Genomic DNA, 17896 nt, shown 5'->3' on the forward strand with positions numbered 1-17896 from the left:
GTAGGTCATAACTCCACGCGTTTTACAACGATAGGAGCGTCTCGGAAAATGCCGTAAATAACAAACATAACCAAGATCCTGCCTGCATGTGACTGGAACGTTCACTTAAATCAACGCCTGGGGAAATCATGTTTACGGGATATGGAAATTGCTATCGCCTGGATGCGCTGGAGCTCGCCGCTGACCATGGTCACACCATGCAACACTGGACGTTCAAAACCATAGAACACTTTCGCAGTATTCTCGCCAACCCCGAATTCCCCTGCCTGTTTGGCCGCAAGGCGGTAAACGGCGAAACCTGCCACATTCTCTTCGCTCGCGCCGAGCAACTGGCCGATGATATCGCACAGGGCCTGGCCAATTATGTGCGTACCGTCTCACCGATCGCACCCAAACAGCGCATTGGCAGCCCTTTGGTGGTGTTTCTCGAAACCGCCGCCGGCAGCAGCCTGGCCGAGCAGCAGGCCTTGGCCTGGAAGGTGCTGCGCGGCGTGCATGCGCGCGACCCGCACCCGTGGCCTCAGGGCATCCCGACCGATCCCGACGATAGCGGCTGGTCATTCTGCTATGCCGGCATGCCGCTGTTCATCAACATGAACTTCCCCGGCCATCAGCAGATGAAAAGCCGCAATCTGGGCCAGCACATCACCTTCGTCATCAACCCGCGGGAGAACTTCGACGAAGTGGCCAACGCCAGCACCGAGAGTGGCAGGCGAATCCGCGAGCGCATTCGCGAGCGCGTGCACCACTACAACGACGGCGTTGTGCCCAACACCCTTGGCTCTTTCGGCGATACCGACAACTACGAGTGGAAGCAGTATCAACTGCAGGAGACAGGCTCGCTCAACCCGTCACGCTGCCCCTTCCACGCCCATGCCGCGCACCAGTCGACACCCGACATACTGATCGAGAACTGACCGTGAATACCGCACTCACCGCCACCTATGCCCTCACCGTGCTGCTACTGATCGCCACTCCCGGCCCGGTGGTGGCACTGATCGTCAACACTGCGGCCGCCTCCGGCTCGCGCAAGGCCATGTTCACCGCCGTCGGCACCAACTGGGCATCACTGGTGCTGATCGGCGCGGCAGCGTGGATCATCCTCACCAGTGCCGCCATCGACAAGGCATGGCTCAGCACCATGAGCCTGCTGGGCTGCCTGTTCATCGGCTACATTGCCATCGGCACGCTGAGAGAAGCGCTGCAGGCACCCGCGTCCGACGCGGCGAGCGAGGCCCCCAAGGCTGGGCGCGGCGGGCTGATGCAAGGCTTCATGGTGGGCATTTCCAACCCGAAAGACATCATTTTCTTCATCGCCTTCTTCCCGCAGTTCATTCAGATCACCGAATCGTTCGGCAAGAGCATGGTGGTGCTGTCGCTACTGTGGGTGGCCATCGATTTCGCCGTGCTCAGCCTGTACATCTTCGCCATCGGCAAGATCGCCTCGCGGCGCAGCAACCGCATCATCAGCCTGGCGTCGGGCGTCGCCCTGCTGCTGATCGCCGCCGGCGGCCTGCTGTACAACCTCAAGGAACTGACAGCCTGAATCTGCTGCAAAGTACCCGGCATCAGCGAAGGAGAGACCATGACCACGACTGAAACGAGCCCGTCTCCTTCGCCGCTGCAGCAGGACTACCAGCGTTTTCTCCTGCTGGGCAGTCGCCGTGCCCCCTATACCCTGCATGTGCACGAAACCGGCTACCGCTCCGGCACCATCAACACCGATGCCCTTGGCCTGCGCTACAGCCATTGCGCCGGCAAGCGCTTTTCGGCGGCCGAGCACAGTGGTGCGTCGCGCATCAACCTGCTTGTCGGTGGTTCCACCGCCCTGGGCATCGGTGCCAGCTCCGACGAACACACGGTGGCCTCGCACCTGTCGATGCTCACGGGCGAAGTCTGGCTGAGCCTGGCCGGCTGCGGGCTCAACGCCACCCAGGAATTGATGATGTTCCTGACCCACCAGCACCGCCTTGGCCAGCTCGGCCATGTGGTGGTGCTCAGTGGCCTCAACAGCCTGGCTCACGAAGCCCTGTGTGAAATCCTCGCGGGTACCAACGACCCACAGCACGGCAAGGCCTACCAAGCCTTTCTCAACAGTTTCAGCGAAGGCGTGCAGCCCTGCGCACCACCCCGTCGGCAGTCGCTGTGGCGGCGCATCGGCCAGGCGCTGGCCCCTCCTGTGGTCGCAGCACCGGTCAGCTGGCCACTGTCGTCCCCGGAAAAACGGCTGACCCGTGCCGCCGACCACATTGGCCGCACCTTACGCCAATGGGACCGTCTGCTGGCAGACAGCCACGCCACGCTCACCTTCATCCTGCAACCACTGCTGCCCTGGTGCCGGGATATCCTCCCCGCCGGCGAGCAAGCCATGCTGACCGCGCTGCAGCAGCAACCGGCTAACTTCGACCGGCTGCTGGAGGGCGCATTCGACAGACAGTTGCATTCGGCATTTTTCCGCCGCATCAAAAGCCAGGCCGACCCGGTGCCCTGCTACGACATGAACTGCATGCTCGACAGCTCGCCCGTGTTCGGCGCCGACCTGTTCATCGACCGCCTGCACCTGAACGATCTGGGCAACAATGCCTTGGCCAAGGTGATCACCGCCAAGCTGGGGCTGGCCCAGGAAAAACATGCCCAGCGCAAGGTCACGCCGATCAAGCTCGTCTGACAGTTGCCGAGTGGTCTTTCGGCCACCCCCCTTGGGTGGCTAGAATACGTCGTCGTTACGACTTGCCCGAGGCGCACGCTTGACCGCCATGAACACCGAAGCCGTCCATCCGTACCTGGCCATCCATGGGGTTTGCCTGTGAGCCTTGTGCGACGCCTGCCCCCGCTGTTGGCTGCGCTGCTGCCACTGGCCGCGCAAGCGCTGGAGGTACGCATCGACCCGCATGCCGACCTGCTCTACCGTCAGGCCTTGCCGCTACTGGAGCAGGCCGATAACCAGGACGACGCTGCCAGCACGCTGCGCACCGCAGCGGGCGGCGACCCAGAGCTCAGCCGCCAGGGCCAGGCCATGGCCCACACGTTGCCGACAGCGGTTGCCCTGCTGAAGAAATCGGTTGCGCTTGGCCACCCGGTCGCACAGTACCGTCTGGCCCTGTATTACATGACGTACCTGCCCGCCGCGCAAATCCCGGAAGCCGCCTGCCCGTTGCTTGAAGCCAGCCTCCAGCAGGGGTTTGCCGCACCGGCGCCCGCCATCGCCACCTGGTGCCAGCCCTACAACGTCAGCAGCGAATACCGTACAGCGCTGGAGGCCATCCCCAGCATGGCCACCGTGTACGCCCCCTACTACCCGCAACCTGCCACGCGCCTGGCCTGCAACCGCAGTCGGCCACAAGGCCTGGAAATGCTGTGGGGGCGGCAGCGCGACTACCAGGCCGAGGTGTACCGCCTGCTTGGCGACCTCGACCCACAGCAGCGCACGAGCCTGCTGCAGAAAGCCGTAGACACCAATGGCTGCGCAACGGCGCACCAGCTCCTGACCAGCCACCCATAACCTCTGGTCATTCGGGGCCGCTTCGCGGCCCTGTTGTCAGTTGGCCACTGAGGTTGAGGCGAACACGCGTCGACCAGCAAGATCGTTCAAGCCATCCCCTGCCCCGTCTGTCATGCTGGCCTGCCACGTAGCCGTCATGCAGCCATCATGCCCCACATCGCCCGCCAAGCCTTTCTTCACGGCGCCATTGCCATTCTCCCGTTGTCCCTGGCCGTTGCCCCTTGGGGCCTGCTGGCCGGTTCCATGGCCATCGAGGCCAACCTCAGCGCCTGGCAGGGGCAGGGGCTGTCGGCCATCGTCTTCGCCGGCGCCGCACAACTGGTGGCCATTGGCATGCTCAAGGGGGGTGCCAACCTGGCGTCGATCCTGCTCACCACCCTGCTGCTGACCTCGCAGCACCTGCTGTATGGCCTGTCGATGCGCCCGGTACTGTCCAGCCAGCCGCTGCGCTGGCGGCTCGGCCTGGGCTTTCTGCTGACCGACGAATTCTTCGCCCTGACCAGCCAGTACGACCAGCAGCAATTCAACCGCTGGTATGCCTTGGGGGTGGGCCTGACCTTCTACATCGCCTGGAACCTGTTCACCCTGGCCGGCATACTGCTGGGCCAGAACATTCCTCACCTGGACCAGTTAGGCCTGGATTTCTCCATTGTCGCCACCTTTGTCGCCCTGATCGCGCCGCTGGTGCGCAACCTGGCCACCGTGGTGTGTGTAGCCGTGTCGCTGTTCTGTTCAGTGCTGTTCAGCTACTGGCACTGGGAAACCGCCCTGGTGGTCGCCGGCCTGTTGGGCATGAGCGCCGGGTTCATCTGCCAGAAATTAGCCGGAGCCCGCGCATGACCTGGATCCTGATTTTTGCCATGGGTGCCATCGTGTTCCTCAACCGCTACGCATTCCTGGAGCCGCGCCTGCCCTTGCGCCTGAGCTCGAATGCCCGGCAGTTTCTCGGCTTTGCCGTGCCGGGCATGCTCACCGCCATCTGCGGCCCGATCATCTTCATGGCTGACCACCAGCTCAACCTGAGCCTGTTCAACCCCTACCTGCTGGGCTCTCTTGTGGCCATCGCCCTGGTGTTGTTGACCCGCAGCGTCTTGCTGAGCATGCTGGTGAGCATGTTGATCTTCTTCCTTCTGCGCAGCTGGCTGGCATGAGCCCGCCCTTGCGCGAGCAGACACACCTCTGGCAGGCGCCAGCCCTGGGCGACGTCGAGATGCTGCACGCGCGCTACTTCCAGCAGCGCTTCGCCCCGCATGTGCATGAAGGCTATGTGTTCACGGTGATCGAATCCGGCGCCCAGCGCTTCTGGCACCGCGGCAGCGAGCACCTGGCGCCGGTCGGCAGCATGGTGCTGATCAACCCCGACGAACTGCATACCGGCGCTACGGCCCACGAAGCCGGCTGGCGTTATCGCGGCTTCTATCCCGAGCACGAGCGGGTCACCGGTGTGCTCGAGGAACTGGAACTGGGCCGCCACGGCATGCCCAGTTTCAAGGACAGCGTGATCCATGACCCGGCCCTGGCCATCGCCTTCAGCCAGCTGCATCAGTTGTCCGAAAACGGCGCCAGCGCCCTGCAGCAACAGACCGCCTGGCGCCAGGCGGTGCTGGCCCTGGTGCAACGCCACGGGCAATGCGCCGAACCCTCGGCCCCAGGCCGCGAACCACTGGCCGTGGCCCGCGCCCGCGAACTGCTGGAAAGCCAACTGGCCGACCCGCCCTCGCTCGAAGCGCTGGCGGCAGCAGTCAACCTGTCGCCCTTCCACTTCGCTCGAGTGTTCCGCCAAGCCACCGGACTGCCACCCCATGCCTGGCTGAAGCAACGCCGCCTGGCCCGCGCCCGGGAAATGCTGAAGAGCGGCCTGGCCGCTTCGGAGGTGGCGTTCGACCTTGGTTTTGCCGACCAGAGCCATTTGAGCCGGCAGTTCAAGCAGGCCTACGGAGTGACACCGGGGGCGTATCGGCAGGCTTGTGTTCATTCGGTCGTGCACGGCCAAGTGCTCATAGCGCCAACTCAAGTTGAAAAGGGTCCAAATGATCCCTTCGAACCCTGACGGCAATACCGACCAGTCGTACTGACCGCCCTTGCCGTTTGGTGTCCCAAAGCGCACGGCACAGGCCCTGCATCACCTGCGGTTCCAACGCCAGGGCAGGCGCCTCGGTGCTGGCGATGGAAAAATCCGAAAACTTGAGTTTGACCTGGTTCCTGACAATGCGGGGCTCGCTGCCAAGCGCGTCCAGGCGTGCTGCCAATGCAGCCAGTAGTTCATCCAGCTCTCTGGCACAGCAGGCGAAGTCATTACAGTCACTGGGCAACGTATATTCAACACCCAGCGACTGGAAACTCCCAGGCTTCCCTTCGTAGCTCTCCTGCCCCCGACATCGCTCCCATACATAGAAACCGTGCGTCCCAAGCTGGCGCAGCAGTGCCGGTATCATCTCATCAGTGACATCAGCACATGTGATGCAGCCCATGGCCTGCAGAACAGCCCAGGTCTTGGGCCCTACCCCGGGAATCTTGCGAACGTCCATGTTCGCGAGAAAAGACTGCACCTGATCCGGCTTAACAACAAACTGGCCATTGGGTTTGTTCACTTCCGAAGCCATTTTCGCCAGATACTTTAAAGGTGCGATGCCTGCGGAAGCCGTCAACTTCAGCTCCTGTTCAATTGCTTTACGGATCTGCAATGCCATGAGCGTCGCCGAACCGTTGCAATGTACCTGCCCTGTAACATCCAGCGTGGCCTCGTCCAGCGAGAGAAATTCAACATTCGGATCGTAGCGGCGAAAGATGCTGTCCAATCTGCGGGTCACCGCTTCATACCGCTCGAATCGCACAGGTAACAGCACCAACTCGGGGCATAACCGCTGCGCAGTGGCGGTTGCCATCCCGCTTCTGACACCAAACTGCCTGGCGATGTAGTTGGATGTGCTGATCACTCCGCGGTCGATCGCCCGGCCTCCCACGGCAACAGGCCGGTCGCGCAGCCACGGTGCATCCAGCAACTCGACGGCGACGAAGTAGGAATCCATGTCGACATGAATGAACTTGCTGTCAGGGGCCGATGGTGGTTGTACCTTTTCAGCCAAGCACGAATACCCCCAGCGACGTTGAGCCATCCGCATTACGAATGGCATGAACCCCTTGAATGTGCGGGGCGAACTCGGGGTACTGCGCCGACAACGTCTCGATCGCCAGCAGGTAGGCAACCAGAGCACTCGTCCAGCGTTCACCTGGTGCGATGCACATGATCCCCGGTGGGTAGGGGATAACACCCTCGGCTGCTACTCTGCCTGCCACCTGTCCGACCCTGACCAGGCTGGCCTCACCACGCACAAACTGCTGATTGGCCTGATAGGGTGAGCGATCTGCCTGTGCAACTTCGATGACACTGAAAATCTCGCTTTGCCGCTGCTCCAGCTGATGTGCATGGTAGAACTTGTTGATGTGTTCACCGAGCGTCGCGAGCGATATCCCGTGATAAGGCTCAGGAGCAGCACGCAATGAAGGGAGCACTTGCAGCGCCTCTGTACCCTGGAGCAAATGCGCCTCAAAAGCTTCAAGGGCATCTACCAGCCTCATCAGGACGGCACTGTCGCTAGAAGGCGTCATTAGAAGGGTGAAGGAGTAGAAGTCCGTTTTCTCCGGAGTAAAGTCGCAGTCTCGCAGGTACTGGGTAACCAGGCATGCCGGAATATCGAGCTGCCCCCGAGTGATGAAGATGACTTTGCACGGGTCGACATGGTGCAAGCCGGGCTCGATACTCAATGCACCCTGTGGCTGGTATTCGGTTGAAGCATCCGAAACAGACGGGGCTAGAGGCCGGATGAAGCGGCAGCGGCCTGCAACGTGATCACGCAGTGCCTGTGAACCCGACAAGGCCTGCTGCCAGTGGCGCTCGCCTTCACCATCGGCAAGCATGGCAGCATTCACTTCCAGGGACATGAACAGCGGATAAGACGGACTTGTTGAAGCGTGCTGCATGAATGCGGCGTTGAACACTGGCCACCTGCAATAACGGCGCAGGTGCCTTATATGCTTGTCCTTCTTGTGAATCTGCGAGGTCTGTGAGAGCCCGGACATCTGTTTGTGCACTGACTGGGTCACGACAATGCCGGGGGAGGTTTCGGTCAAATGCACCTTCAGCGGCGATAGCCCAGCCAGCGTAGGGACAAAAGGCTCATAGCCAGCCCAGGCACCGTCGAAGAGTACGTAATCACACAGATGTCCGATGCGTGCCAACAATGCTGCCGCATCCACCACTACTCCATCGCAGGTCGTCTGCTGGATCACGGCCAAACGAAAGGGCCTGGGCTCGTGCGCTCGGTGCTCGCATATTTGCCTCACCCGGCTGCGCAACCGGGCTTCATCCAGGGCGCCCAGCCGATAGCCGCCTAGCAACCCCCGCTCATCTCGCACGTTGTCCAGATACACCGGCAAGGCGCCGCACTGGACCAATGCACCAAGAAACACCGACTTGTGGTTATTGCGATCCATCAACACCAGATCACCGGCCGACAACAGCGCGCTGGCAACAACTTTGTTGGCTGTGGACGTGCCATTGAGCACAAACCACGTATCGTCGGCACCGAAAACCCTTGCAGCCAGTTGCTCGGCCTGCTGTACCGGGCCTTCATGACTTAACACATCACCCAGCTCCGGCGCTGCATGCGGCACATCCACATGGAAAACGCCAGGCCCCAGCAACTGCGAGAAACGGGCCCCGGCGGGATGCTGCCGCAAACACGCTCCCCCTTGATGGCCAGGACAGGCAAAAGTTGGCCGTCGTTTGCCCACAAACGATGCAACCGTACGCGTGAAAGGTGGCAGCACTTGATTATCAAAGGCGAGCGCGGCAGCCGTCAGCCTGGCCCTGTCGAACTCCGACAATGGTAAGACCAGGCACCCTTCATTGTCCGCTGGTACCGGGTCATCCACAGGGGTCAAGGCAATGAACAGTGGTATGCGCCAACGCGCTAACGCCTCGCGCACATTGGCTTGCCGCGCATCATCAGGCGTCAAGAGTAAAGCCGAAGCTAGCGCAAGATTTCCCGCCATATGCAAAGGTACAGTCTGCACCCCCTCCCATGCGTCTACATCAAACAGCACGCTATAAACGATTGTCGGTGTCATGAGCACTTCCTTTCAGGTTCCAGCGTACCGGCGCGATGAACAGCATGAACGTCATCCAGATGAAGGTGGCCGGCCCCGCAAGCACAAAGACCAAGCTGGCAACCAGACCTGAAACGGCATCACCAATGACGGCAGTGAAGTAGTAGAGGGAGAAATTTCTGCCAACCTCATGCTCGCTCGACAAGCACTGGATGTTCGTCACGATAGCGATATCGACAAATGCACCAATGAAGCCGACCAGGAACAAAATCAGCAGGAACAGCCAGCTGTTGAATTGCAGTGCCACTGCCGCGGCAAAAAAGAGTGCGCCGTAAAGCACCCAGTAACGCAGAACCAACCGTGGGGTTGTGCGCGGGTTGCAGCGTGTGTAGAGCACGCCGCCCAGTACGGTGCCTGCCGCAAGCAGTGAGAATACATAACCGACCGCCGCTTCAGAGGCGAAGTGTTCCAGCACCGACGCCGGAAGGATGAAGCGAATTACCGACGTGGCGAACATCGCGCAGAGCGTGGTGCAGCCAATAACAGCAAACAAAGGCGCATTGCTAACCCTGAGCTGACTCACACTGCGCGCCGAGTCCCGGACTATGGCCCGCCCATCGAAAGCCTGCCGGACGCCCTTTCTGGCAGGAGCCAAGGTGGCGATGGAAAAGGCCGACAGCACCAGGCTCGCCGCAAAAAACAAAAAGGTTGCTTCGCGAGAAAGCAGTAACACACATGCCGAGAAAACCAGCGGCCCGATAATCGAGGCAGCATCCTCGATCACCTGTATACCGCTATTGACCGAGGCCAGCTGATCCTTTTCGACAAGGTCGGGAAAGTACGCGCGAAACGTAGGTACATAAAGGCATTCGAGCGCTGTCATGACCATCGCAAGGCCCACCAGGACGGGCAATACCGGCGACGACAAACTGAACAAGGTAAAGAAAGCAAGTGCCAAAAGGCCCTTGGCTCCCTCTACTGCAAATAACGTTCGTTTCTTGTCGACGTTATCCGCCAGCCACCCCCCCAAAGGTGAAAACAGCATACTCGGCAGATAGCGGAAGAAGTACGCGATGCCAATCAAAAGCAGATCCGCCTCGGTCATGGACACGATGGCCACGGCAAATGCAGCTTCGAATGCGAACTCACCACATTTGGAAAAACAATAGCCCAATGCCAAAAAACGCGTACCGTGGTTAAGACTCAACGCCTGCATAGTCCGTGCTTCCCTCAGCCAGCGGCATAGATCAACTCATGTTCGGTAATGTCACGCCCAGGTACATCAAGCCGCTCGAAAACCAGCTTCCTGAGAATGTCTTGCTCACTTGCCGGCATCAGGTAGAACATGATGTTGCTGTACCAAAGCCAGCCAAGCCGCGTCAGCCGGTAACAGTGGTGGTCTTCCAGAACCAGTCCTGCATGGATCAGTGCATCAAGCCGCTGCATCAACGCCTCAGGCACACGGTCCAGCTCAACCAAACGCTTGTCGACGTAACCGTGATATGCCGAACGAAGCACAAGTGGCTTGACCACATCCAGCACCGGGTCATGCCCGCTCACCTGGCACAGGTGCTCTCCTGCCGTCATACGTTGGATGTATTTTTCGCGCAAGGAAACGTTGGTAATCACCTGCCCCGCCACCGACGAAATGGCACCTACCCCGAAGCCCAACAGGTCATGATCGGCATAGCCATAAACATGTTCGTGGTAGATAAAGGAGTAATCATTGGTGAAGAGCGCACCATCAGTTCCGGATCTATGCACATAACCATGTCCATTGTAGGGGACATAGCCATACTGTCGCAGATGCTCATCGAGCATGAATTTCATGTTGAGCTTACGCATGGCGGGCATCACATCATTAAAGCGAGCCCTGATCTGCTTGTGAAGTTTTACGGATGTAGCGGCATTGTTTATGGGATAGATATCGACATTGCTGACACCCATCGCGACAGCTTTGTCTATATCGGCGAGCGTTTGCTGCTCGCTGCTGCCATTCATGCCATACAGGATGTCACATAGCACATATCCGAAATGGGTACGTAACTGTTCAACGGCACGTTCGATCTTGCCAATATCAGGGTCGAGATTGAAAAGCTGACGCCATTCGCTATCTGTCGTTTGCAGACCAAAACGCGCATGGGTTACACCAATTTCAGCCAGAACACGAGCGCGCTCTTCGGTCACACTGGTCACGTTGAATTCTAATGAAAACTCCTCTACAGTGCTCATATCAAAATGATGATGCAACGCCTCACCAATGTCATGAATATTCCGCGGCGACAATAGTGAGGGTGTTCCTCCGCCAAAAAATATTGCCCTTACAGGAACCGCCCTCAAGTCGACAATCTGCGCTTTGTACTCTATTTCACGGATGAGTGCATGTGTGTATCGGTCAATAGCCTCGGAATTCTTGTACAACCCGCGTGTAAACGGGCAGAACGAGCAGATGGCTTCGCAAAAGGGAATATGAAAATACAACGCACGCGAGCGTGCCGCCTGATTGGCGCCGGCCATTATTTCGGAAAACTGACGTTTATCAGGCTCGTAGAGATTGTGCGTCTGAGCGGGGAAGAAAAAATTATAAAGTGGAAACTGGTAGTCAAATTTTACCAGCCCTTTATCGAGCAGTCGCATACGTCACCCCCGACAGGCCAGTCACCATACTCCCGCGTAACAGTGTCCTTCTGTTGACTTGAACGTCCGCGCCAAAAAACGCAGAGATACCGTCGTTGATCGAGTGATTATTTTTCCCACAGGTATAGACATCAATACTAATATATCCACGCTCCGGATAAGTATGGTACGAGAGGTGAGACTCAGACAGAAGAAAAATCCCCGTCACCCCCTCCCCACCCGAAGAAAACTTGTGGATCATATCGCTTATGACGGTGAACCCGGACGCCTGCAATGCAGTAAGAAAAAAACGGTGCAGAACTTTTTCATTGCTCAACAACCTAGCACTGGCGCCAGTAATATCCCAGATGGTGTGGTAGCCACGATCGTTCATAAACCATGCTCCTCTCAAGGGAAATAAAGGGGCGGCATGACGCCACCCCCGTGCTTACCACATGCAAACACCTTTAGTGGTTACGCCAGTTACATCGGTCTTGAACAGTTCGATTGCAGATTTCATATGAGAGCTCCTTTCAGATTATTGAAATCGCCCTTGCTTGGCTCGGGCAATATCAATCTAAGACTCACCCAGGATTGCGCACAACATGAAAACTGTAACAACAGAAACTCGCACTACATGCTCAGAACAGAACCTAGGAATAGTCCTACAGGCCAGATTTTTTGGATATAGACATTGCTACTGCTGCCAGGCAGCGCGACAGAGCGCTTTCACCCATTACTTTCAAGTGCCGCGCCTCATGCCTTACGCAACGCGCCAGCAGCAACAATAAACATGCCGTGTATAAGTAACGAGTTGTTACGGCGCTATCAGGGAAAGCCCTTGCCATGGGCTCAGCCGTTCTGGCCAAGGGAGTAGAGCCCCGCCAACCCTCTGCTACACTGACAAGGCTGAATGGAGGATCCTGCCATGTCCGAAAGAGAGCTCACCACCCTTCTGTCGCTGATGAACCAGCGCCAGGCCTGTCTGAGCAGTGCCTGCAAGGAGATTGCCGACTGGATCGACCGGCAGGGCGATGTGCCCGCCGCCGGCAAGATCCGCGCCAGCCTGAAGGCACTGGAGGCCGATGAGGCCCAGGTTCGAAAGACCCTGACCTCGCTGACGCTCGACAGGCCGCTGCCGCGCTTTCGTAGCTGAAAGACGCAGCTGAAGAAAGAAAAGGGCCGCTAAGCGCGGCCCTTTGGTCTGTCAGTGCTTCATGTGCATGTGGTCATGCCCACCGCCAGCCTCGGCGTTGAGCGGGCGCACTTCTGCCTGCACGTCCAGTGTTTCCTTGGCACCGTTTGCATCTTCGATGGTAAGGGTCAGCGGCACTTTATCGCCTTCCTTTACCTGATTGTGCAGGCCCATCAGCATCACATGCAGGCCATTCGGGTCCAGGGTTACTGCCTTGCCGGCTGGCAACTCGACCGCCTTGACCTCACGCATGCCCATCACGTCACCGTTCATGGTCATCTCGTGCACCTGCACGGTCTCGGCAACGGGCGAAGCCACGCCTACCAGCTTGCTGTCGCCGCTGGCGGTCAGGACCATGAACGCACCGGTGGACTGCTGATGCGGCACGCTGGCGCGCACCCAAGCATCACTCACGGTGGTCTGGGCCAAGGCCGGCAGGGTCAGCCCGATCAGTACCAGGGCAGCCAAACCGCGTTTGATCGGTTGCGTCGACATTCAGCAGATCTCCATCAGGGTGACCAGATCTTCGGCGCATTCCTTGGCATTCAGGGAATGGCCCAGGCTCAGGCGCAGGGTGCCACGTGTATCGTAAACGTAGCTGGTGGACGAATGAGAAATGGTATAGGTGTCTCCGGCCGGAACCTTCTCGTAGAACACCTTGAATTCCTTGGCCACGGCGGCAATTTCCTCGGGGGTGCCGGTCAGCGCGGTGAACGTCGGGTCGAAGGCCTTGACGTAGGCATCGAGCACCTCGGGTGTGTCGCGCTCCGGGTCCAGGGTGATGAACACCACCTGGAACAGGTCGCGGTCGCGACCCCTCAGCAGCTTGCGAATTTGCGCCGCCCGCGCCAGCGTGGTCGGGCAGACGGCCGGGCACTGGGTGAAGCCGAAGAAGATCATCGGCATGCTGCCGTAAAAGCTCGACAGGGTGCGCACGTTACCTTGCGGGTCTTTGAGGCTGAACTTGCGCCCGAGGATTTCGTTGCTCATGTTCTTGCCGTACTTGAACTCGAGCCCCCGGGCCGGGCTGCAGCCTGCCAACAGGCCAAGCCCGAGAACGCCCATGCCGGCGACAACTGCACGCCGGGTCAAAAGATCATTCATGAAACCATCCTTTACAGGGAAGGTGCCGGCCCTTGGGACGGGCCGGTCGAAAAACCGGGGCATTCTGGCATGACACCCAGAGGGGTTCTACCCGACCAAGGCGGGGATGGCCTGCAGCCCTTTGAATACGGGCTGCGGCCTGTTGTCGCAGGGGTTGAAACCGTAACACTTTGTTGCTAAGGGAGCCGCCTTCAACTTAGTAGTAGGCGTTTTCTTTCTGGCTGTGGTCAGTCACGTCACGCACGCCCTTCAGCTCCGGAATACGCTCGAGCAGGGTGCGCTCGATGCCTTCCTTCAGGGTGACATCGGCCTGGCCGCAACCCTGGCAGCCACCACCGAACTGCAGCACGGCAATGCCGTCGTCGACCACGTCCACCAGGCTCACCTGGCCGCCATGGCTGGCCAGGCCGGGGTTGATCTCGGTCTGCAGGTAGTAGTTGATACGCTCGTTGATCGGGCTGTCTTCGTTGACCATCGGCACCTTGGCGTTTGGCGCCTTGATGGTCAGCTGGCCGCCCATGCGGTCGGTGGCGTAGTCGACCAGTGCGTCTTCCAGGAACGGCACGCTGACGGCGTCCAGGTAAGCCGTGAAGCTTTTCAGACCCACGGCGGTGTCGTCAGGCTTCTCTTCGCCCGGCTTGCAGTAGGCGATGCACGTCTCGGCGTACTGGGTGCCCGGCTGGGTGATGAAAATGCGAATGCCGATGCCGGGCGTATTCTGCTTGGAGAGCAGATCGGCCAGGTAGTCATGGGCGGCGTCGGTAATGGTTATAGCGCTCATGTAGGTTCCTCACAGACTTGCGGCCAAGTGTACGCCAACCCAGCCCTCGAACAAAGTCCTAGCAATTGACTCGGGAAAGCGCATATTCAGGGGCCGGCCCCCGTTGCGCCGCCAGCCAGGCCTGCATGCGCCGGTACAGGCCGCGCTCCAGCCACTGGTAGCTGAACCACGACATTAGTCCAATGGACGGCACGCACAGGGCAAATACCAGGTACGGGTTCAGATGCAGGCGCTGGCTGGCGAACCAACCGGCATACAGCACCAGCACATGTATGAGGTACACCGAGTACGAACAGTCGCCAAGGGCCTTGAGCAGCCGATTGCCCTGGAACAGCGGCTCCATGGCCACGAAGGCCAGGACGATCATCGCACTCGGTACCCCCCAGTGCAGCAAGCGTTGGGAAGCGTCCAGACAGTAGATCGCCATGCCCGCTACGCCCAGCAACGCCAGCGGCAACCACCGGCCCTGCCGGATCAGCCCGCGGCGGTACAGTACGCCTACACCAATGCCCAGCAGAAACTCGTAGATGATGTCGTTGTTGTAGAAGCGGCTGACCACGCCCATGCGCCCCAGCACCTCACTGACCAGCAACAGAGCGGCAGCCACCAGCAGCAGGTGATACCGTTGGCGTACCAGGAAGGCCAGGCCGAACAGCAGGTAGAAGAACATCTCGAAGTTCAGCGTCCAGCCCACGTTCAGGGTCGGGTACAGGCCATAGCCACCTGGGTTTTCCGCCGGGATGAACAGCAGCGACAGGAACAGGTGCCGCCAGGCAAATGCCTGATGTGGCATCCATTGGCTGAATGCCAGCAGCAACATGGCCATCAGGGCTGTGTAGAACCAGTAGGCCGGAACGATGCGCAGCACCCGATTGAGCAGGAACTGGCGCGGTGCGATGGCTTTGTCGCGGGTTGACAGGTAGATGACCAGCCCGCTGATGACGAAGAAGATGTCGACGCCTACGGCGCCCCGGTCGGTAAGCAGTTGGCCGATGGGGCCGGTGGCGTGGAAGTCGAAGAAGATCTGCATGAAATGGTGGCAGACCACCACCCAGGCGGCGAACGCCCGCAGTGCCTGAAGCGAATACAGCATGGAATACCCTGCGCTTGGCGGTGCATTGAGGCCCGTATCGAGTGCAGAAGCCGGCGCCAGCCTTGATGGCAGCGCCGTACTTGTATAGCAGCGGGTTCACCCGCGAAGGGCTGCAACGCAGCCCCCAGCAATCGATCCAGACCACCTACCCTGTCCGACCGCAGGCAAATCGGAAAGGTCAGCCAACCCGATCAGAGGTTCTCGTAGCGGTTCATGTCCAGCACGCCCGCCTCGACCGGTTCGGTCTCCTTGATATAACTGTTCAGGTCGTGGAAGTAGCGCCAGAACGCTGGGTGACTGCGGCGCACACCCCAGCGCATGACAATGCGCTCGAACTTCGCCGCATCATCTTTGGCATACTCCATGTCCTCGACGAACTCCGGCACATCCTCGATCGGGATGTTGAAGATGAAGTTCGGGTAGCTGGAGAGCACCCCCGGGTACAGGGTCAGGGTATCGAGCCCCGGCTGGTAGCGGTACGCCTCACCCAGCAGAAACGCCACGTTGCTGTGCGCGCGGTTGCGCAGCAGGCTGTACACCTGACGCTGGCCGCCCTGCCCCTCGATACGCAGCATGGTCGCCTCGGGCAACTGGTTGATCACCTTGAGCCCGGCCGCCGGGCGCGACACCAGACGGCTGAGCGACTGCTCGGCATTGCGGAACGCTTCGCTCATCTGCGGCCGTGAGCAGAACGCGCCCTGGCAGCGGTTGATCGGGTCCGGTGCGGCATTCAGGCTGCCGGTGCGCTGCAGCAGCTTCAGGCCGAAGTCGCGTTTGGGGTTGTGCGGGTCGAGCGTGATGCCACTCGGGGTGTCAGTGTCGATGTCTTCATAATCCATCCACATCTTCACCTTGCCACTGTTCTGGTACCAGTCGCCAAGGATCGCCTTGCGCTGGTCGGCTGGCATCAGGCGCAGGAAGTTGACCTCGGCGCCGTTGCGGATCAGGTCGAAGTACAGGCGCGTCTGCAACTGGTGCGAAACGTTGCCATATACATCGAAGTTGACCGCCAACTGGTAATACGTGCGCTCGAACAACGGGTAGTCGAACAGCCACACGGTCAGCGGCACATCCCCCACCAGGCCCTTGGTCACCGAGGCGCTGTCGAAGTGGCGGAAGATGCTCAGCAGCGCATTGTCGTTACCGGCCCACAGCGTCGACCATCTCGGTGCAGGCATTTCGGCATAGGCTTCACGGCGCAGTTTCTCGTAGTCGTTGCGCTTGTCACGATAGGCGTGCCACAGGCTCAGCACACTGCCCACGTCATCGATCTGACCAGGCATGGCCAGCAGTGGGGTAGCCTCGCCCCGGTACTCGGCGTCGGTGACGTAGCGATCGAAGGCCGGCTCCTGGAACAGCGCCCAGAAGTTGTCGCGGATCACGTCAGTGGCAATCTGCCCGCGGCACACCGGGCCACGGATGAAGGTGCGCACGAAGTACTCGGCGTTATCCAGCATGAACTGGTAGCGCGCCACTGCCGGGATCGCCTCGAAGGTTTCGAACGGATTGGCCCGGTGGCGCGGGCCGTAGCCCGGCAGCGCGGCGGCATGCCAGTCGCCGGCATAAAACAGCTGCTTCACGCGCTTGAGCTTCTGCGGCCCCATTGGGTAGGTGATGTGCGTCTTGTGCACGATCACGCCCTGCACCGGGATCAACCGGTAGTAGAAGTCCGTGCCCGGCGGGTCATTGGGGCGGCGGGTGGCAATGATATCGACCGGCTTGCCGCTTGGCGTACGCGAGCGCACCCACTGGAAGAAGTGGCCCTGCTCGCCGCCAGCGAAGTAGATGTGCGCCAAAAACAGGTGCTCGTACAGCCAGCGGCCCACCAGCGCCTCAGTGGAACCCGGGCGGTTGAGCAGCTCTTCCCACGTTGCGATCTGCCCGGCTTCGGCCGCGCTAGGCTGGATCGGCTGGTACTCCACCGGCGCACCAGCGGCCAGCCAGCGGCGCATGGTGTCATATTCCTTGTCGGTCAGCCCGGTCACCGCCAGCGGCATGCCCTCCTTGGGGTGTGCGCCGGCATAGGCGTCGAACTCATGGGGCAACGGGCACATGTTGTTGCGGCTCAGGCCCAGGACGATCTCTTCGGGCAGCTTGGCGTTGGGCGTAAGCGGGGTCTTGTGGCCCAACTCCAGCATGCGCGCCATCAGCGCGGCCTGACCGCCCTGGTTGTCGAGCACCGAGTAAAAGCCCTTCTGGCGCCACTGCTCTTCGCTATGTGCGTCGTAGAACAGCCGCGTGGTGGGAACCGCCTTGCTCCGCTCGCCCTGGTACACCGGGACCTTGCTGGCCCCGCGTACAGCGCCTTCAGGGCTTTCCAGCTTCAGCTGGCAGGCGGCGTCGTTGCAGGCATGACAGGCTACGCACTTCTCGGTAAAAATCGGTTGAATGTCCCGGGTGTAGGAAATAGCCGGGCTCGACTGGAGGACCTGCCCGAACACCGCGCCGCTGACGAGCAGGGCAAAGGTGCCGGCAAGGATACGATGCACCATGTGC

18 protein-coding genes are annotated in these 17896 nt (G+C 60.0%); 8 read left to right on the top strand and 10 right to left on the bottom strand.

The annotated features are described in order from the left end of the window. Positions 1 to 128 precede the first annotated feature (128 nt). The 7 genes from LVS58_RS07505 to LVS58_RS07535 all read left to right on the top strand — a co-directional run bounded on the left by LVS58_RS07505 (position 129) and on the right by LVS58_RS07535 (position 5552). The gene (locus LVS58_RS07505; RefSeq protein WP_233690518.1) at positions 129 to 917 is read left to right on the top strand and encodes a YqcI/YcgG family protein; all 789 of its coding nucleotides are present in this window, start codon (positions 129 to 131) and stop codon (positions 915 to 917) included. Between the two features lie 2 nt (positions 918 to 919). Continuing rightward, on the top strand, positions 920 to 1546 hold the full coding sequence (locus LVS58_RS07510) for a LysE family translocator (protein WP_233690519.1): 627 nt from the start codon (positions 920 to 922) through the stop codon (positions 1544 to 1546). Between the two features lie 39 nt (positions 1547 to 1585). Next, positions 1586 to 2668, top strand: coding sequence for a hypothetical protein (locus LVS58_RS07515; RefSeq protein WP_233690520.1), 1083 nt, complete (start codon positions 1586 to 1588; stop codon positions 2666 to 2668). A 138-nt stretch (positions 2669 to 2806) separates the two neighbouring features. After that, positions 2807 to 3502: a sel1 repeat family protein gene (locus LVS58_RS07520; protein ID WP_233690521.1), complete on the top strand. Its 696-nt coding sequence runs from the start codon at positions 2807 to 2809 to the stop codon at positions 3500 to 3502. Positions 3503 to 3649: 147 nt separating this feature from the next. Next, a complete protein-coding gene (locus LVS58_RS07525; protein WP_233690522.1) occupies positions 3650 to 4342 on the top strand; it encodes an AzlC family ABC transporter permease in 693 nt (230 codons plus the stop codon). Then, entirely contained in the window at positions 4339 to 4653 is a 315-nt protein-coding gene (locus tag LVS58_RS07530; RefSeq protein WP_233690523.1) for an AzlD domain-containing protein, read from the top strand. The genes LVS58_RS07525 and LVS58_RS07530 overlap by 4 nt, the downstream gene beginning before the upstream one ends. After that, the gene (locus LVS58_RS07535) at positions 4650 to 5552 is read left to right on the top strand and encodes an AraC family transcriptional regulator (protein ID WP_233690524.1); all 903 of its coding nucleotides are present in this window, start codon (positions 4650 to 4652) and stop codon (positions 5550 to 5552) included. The genes LVS58_RS07530 and LVS58_RS07535 overlap by 4 nt, the downstream gene beginning before the upstream one ends. Here the strand turns inward: LVS58_RS07535 and dinB are convergent. The 5 genes from dinB to speD are packed head-to-tail and all read right to left on the bottom strand — an operon-like array spanning position 5500 to position 11621. Further along, a complete protein-coding gene (gene dinB / locus LVS58_RS07540; RefSeq protein ID WP_233690525.1) occupies positions 5500 to 6588 on the bottom strand; it encodes a DNA polymerase IV in 1089 nt (362 codons plus the stop codon). The genes LVS58_RS07535 and dinB overlap by 53 nt on opposite strands. Then, entirely contained in the window at positions 6581 to 8632 is a 2052-nt protein-coding gene (locus LVS58_RS07545) for an ornithine decarboxylase (RefSeq protein ID WP_233690526.1), read from the bottom strand. Before LVS58_RS07545 ends, dinB begins: the two co-directional genes overlap by 8 nt. After that, a complete protein-coding gene (locus LVS58_RS07550; protein WP_233690527.1) occupies positions 8610 to 9827 on the bottom strand; it encodes an MFS transporter in 1218 nt (405 codons plus the stop codon). The genes LVS58_RS07545 and LVS58_RS07550 overlap by 23 nt, the downstream gene beginning before the upstream one ends. Before the next feature lie 14 nt (positions 9828 to 9841). After that, entirely contained in the window at positions 9842 to 11248 is a 1407-nt protein-coding gene (locus LVS58_RS07555; RefSeq protein ID WP_233690528.1) for a coproporphyrinogen-III oxidase family protein, read from the bottom strand. Continuing rightward, positions 11232 to 11621, bottom strand: a complete 390-nt coding sequence (gene speD, locus LVS58_RS07560) for an adenosylmethionine decarboxylase (RefSeq protein ID WP_233690529.1) — start codon at positions 11619 to 11621, stop codon at positions 11232 to 11234. Before speD ends, LVS58_RS07555 begins: the two co-directional genes overlap by 17 nt. Before the next feature lie 534 nt (positions 11622 to 12155). Between speD and LVS58_RS07565 the strand changes: the two genes are divergently transcribed. Then, on the top strand, positions 12156 to 12383 hold the full coding sequence (locus LVS58_RS07565) for a hypothetical protein (RefSeq protein WP_003250422.1): 228 nt from the start codon (positions 12156 to 12158) through the stop codon (positions 12381 to 12383). Positions 12384 to 12434: 51 nt separating this feature from the next. Here the strand turns inward: LVS58_RS07565 and LVS58_RS07570 are convergent, their stop codons facing one another. From LVS58_RS07570 to LVS58_RS07590, 5 genes are all read right to left on the bottom strand, one after another. After that, positions 12435 to 12917 carry a copper chaperone PCu(A)C gene (locus LVS58_RS07570; protein WP_233690530.1) on the bottom strand — a complete coding sequence of 161 codons (483 nt, stop codon included), beginning with the start codon at positions 12915 to 12917 and terminating at the stop codon, positions 12435 to 12437. Next, positions 12918 to 13526, bottom strand: coding sequence for an SCO family protein (locus LVS58_RS07575; protein WP_233690531.1), 609 nt, complete (start codon positions 13524 to 13526; stop codon positions 12918 to 12920). Positions 13527 to 13722: 196 nt separating this feature from the next. After that, complete coding sequence (gene nfuA / locus LVS58_RS07580) at positions 13723 to 14307, bottom strand: Fe-S biogenesis protein NfuA (RefSeq protein ID WP_003250416.1); 585 nt, start codon at positions 14305 to 14307, stop codon at positions 13723 to 13725. A 58-nt stretch (positions 14308 to 14365) separates the two neighbouring features. Beyond that, on the bottom strand, positions 14366 to 15400 hold the full coding sequence (locus LVS58_RS07585) for an acyltransferase family protein (RefSeq protein ID WP_233690532.1): 1035 nt from the start codon (positions 15398 to 15400) through the stop codon (positions 14366 to 14368). Between the two features lie 191 nt (positions 15401 to 15591). Beyond that, positions 15592 to 17892 (bottom strand): fatty acid cis/trans isomerase, encoded by a 2301-nt coding sequence (locus LVS58_RS07590; protein WP_233690614.1) that lies wholly within the window; start codon positions 17890 to 17892, stop codon positions 15592 to 15594. Positions 17893 to 17896: the final 4 nt, after the last annotated feature.

Source organism: Pseudomonas sp. JR33AA (genome assembly GCF_021378985.1).
Taxonomy (GTDB): Bacteria; Pseudomonadota; Gammaproteobacteria; order Pseudomonadales; family Pseudomonadaceae; genus Aquipseudomonas; species Aquipseudomonas alloputida.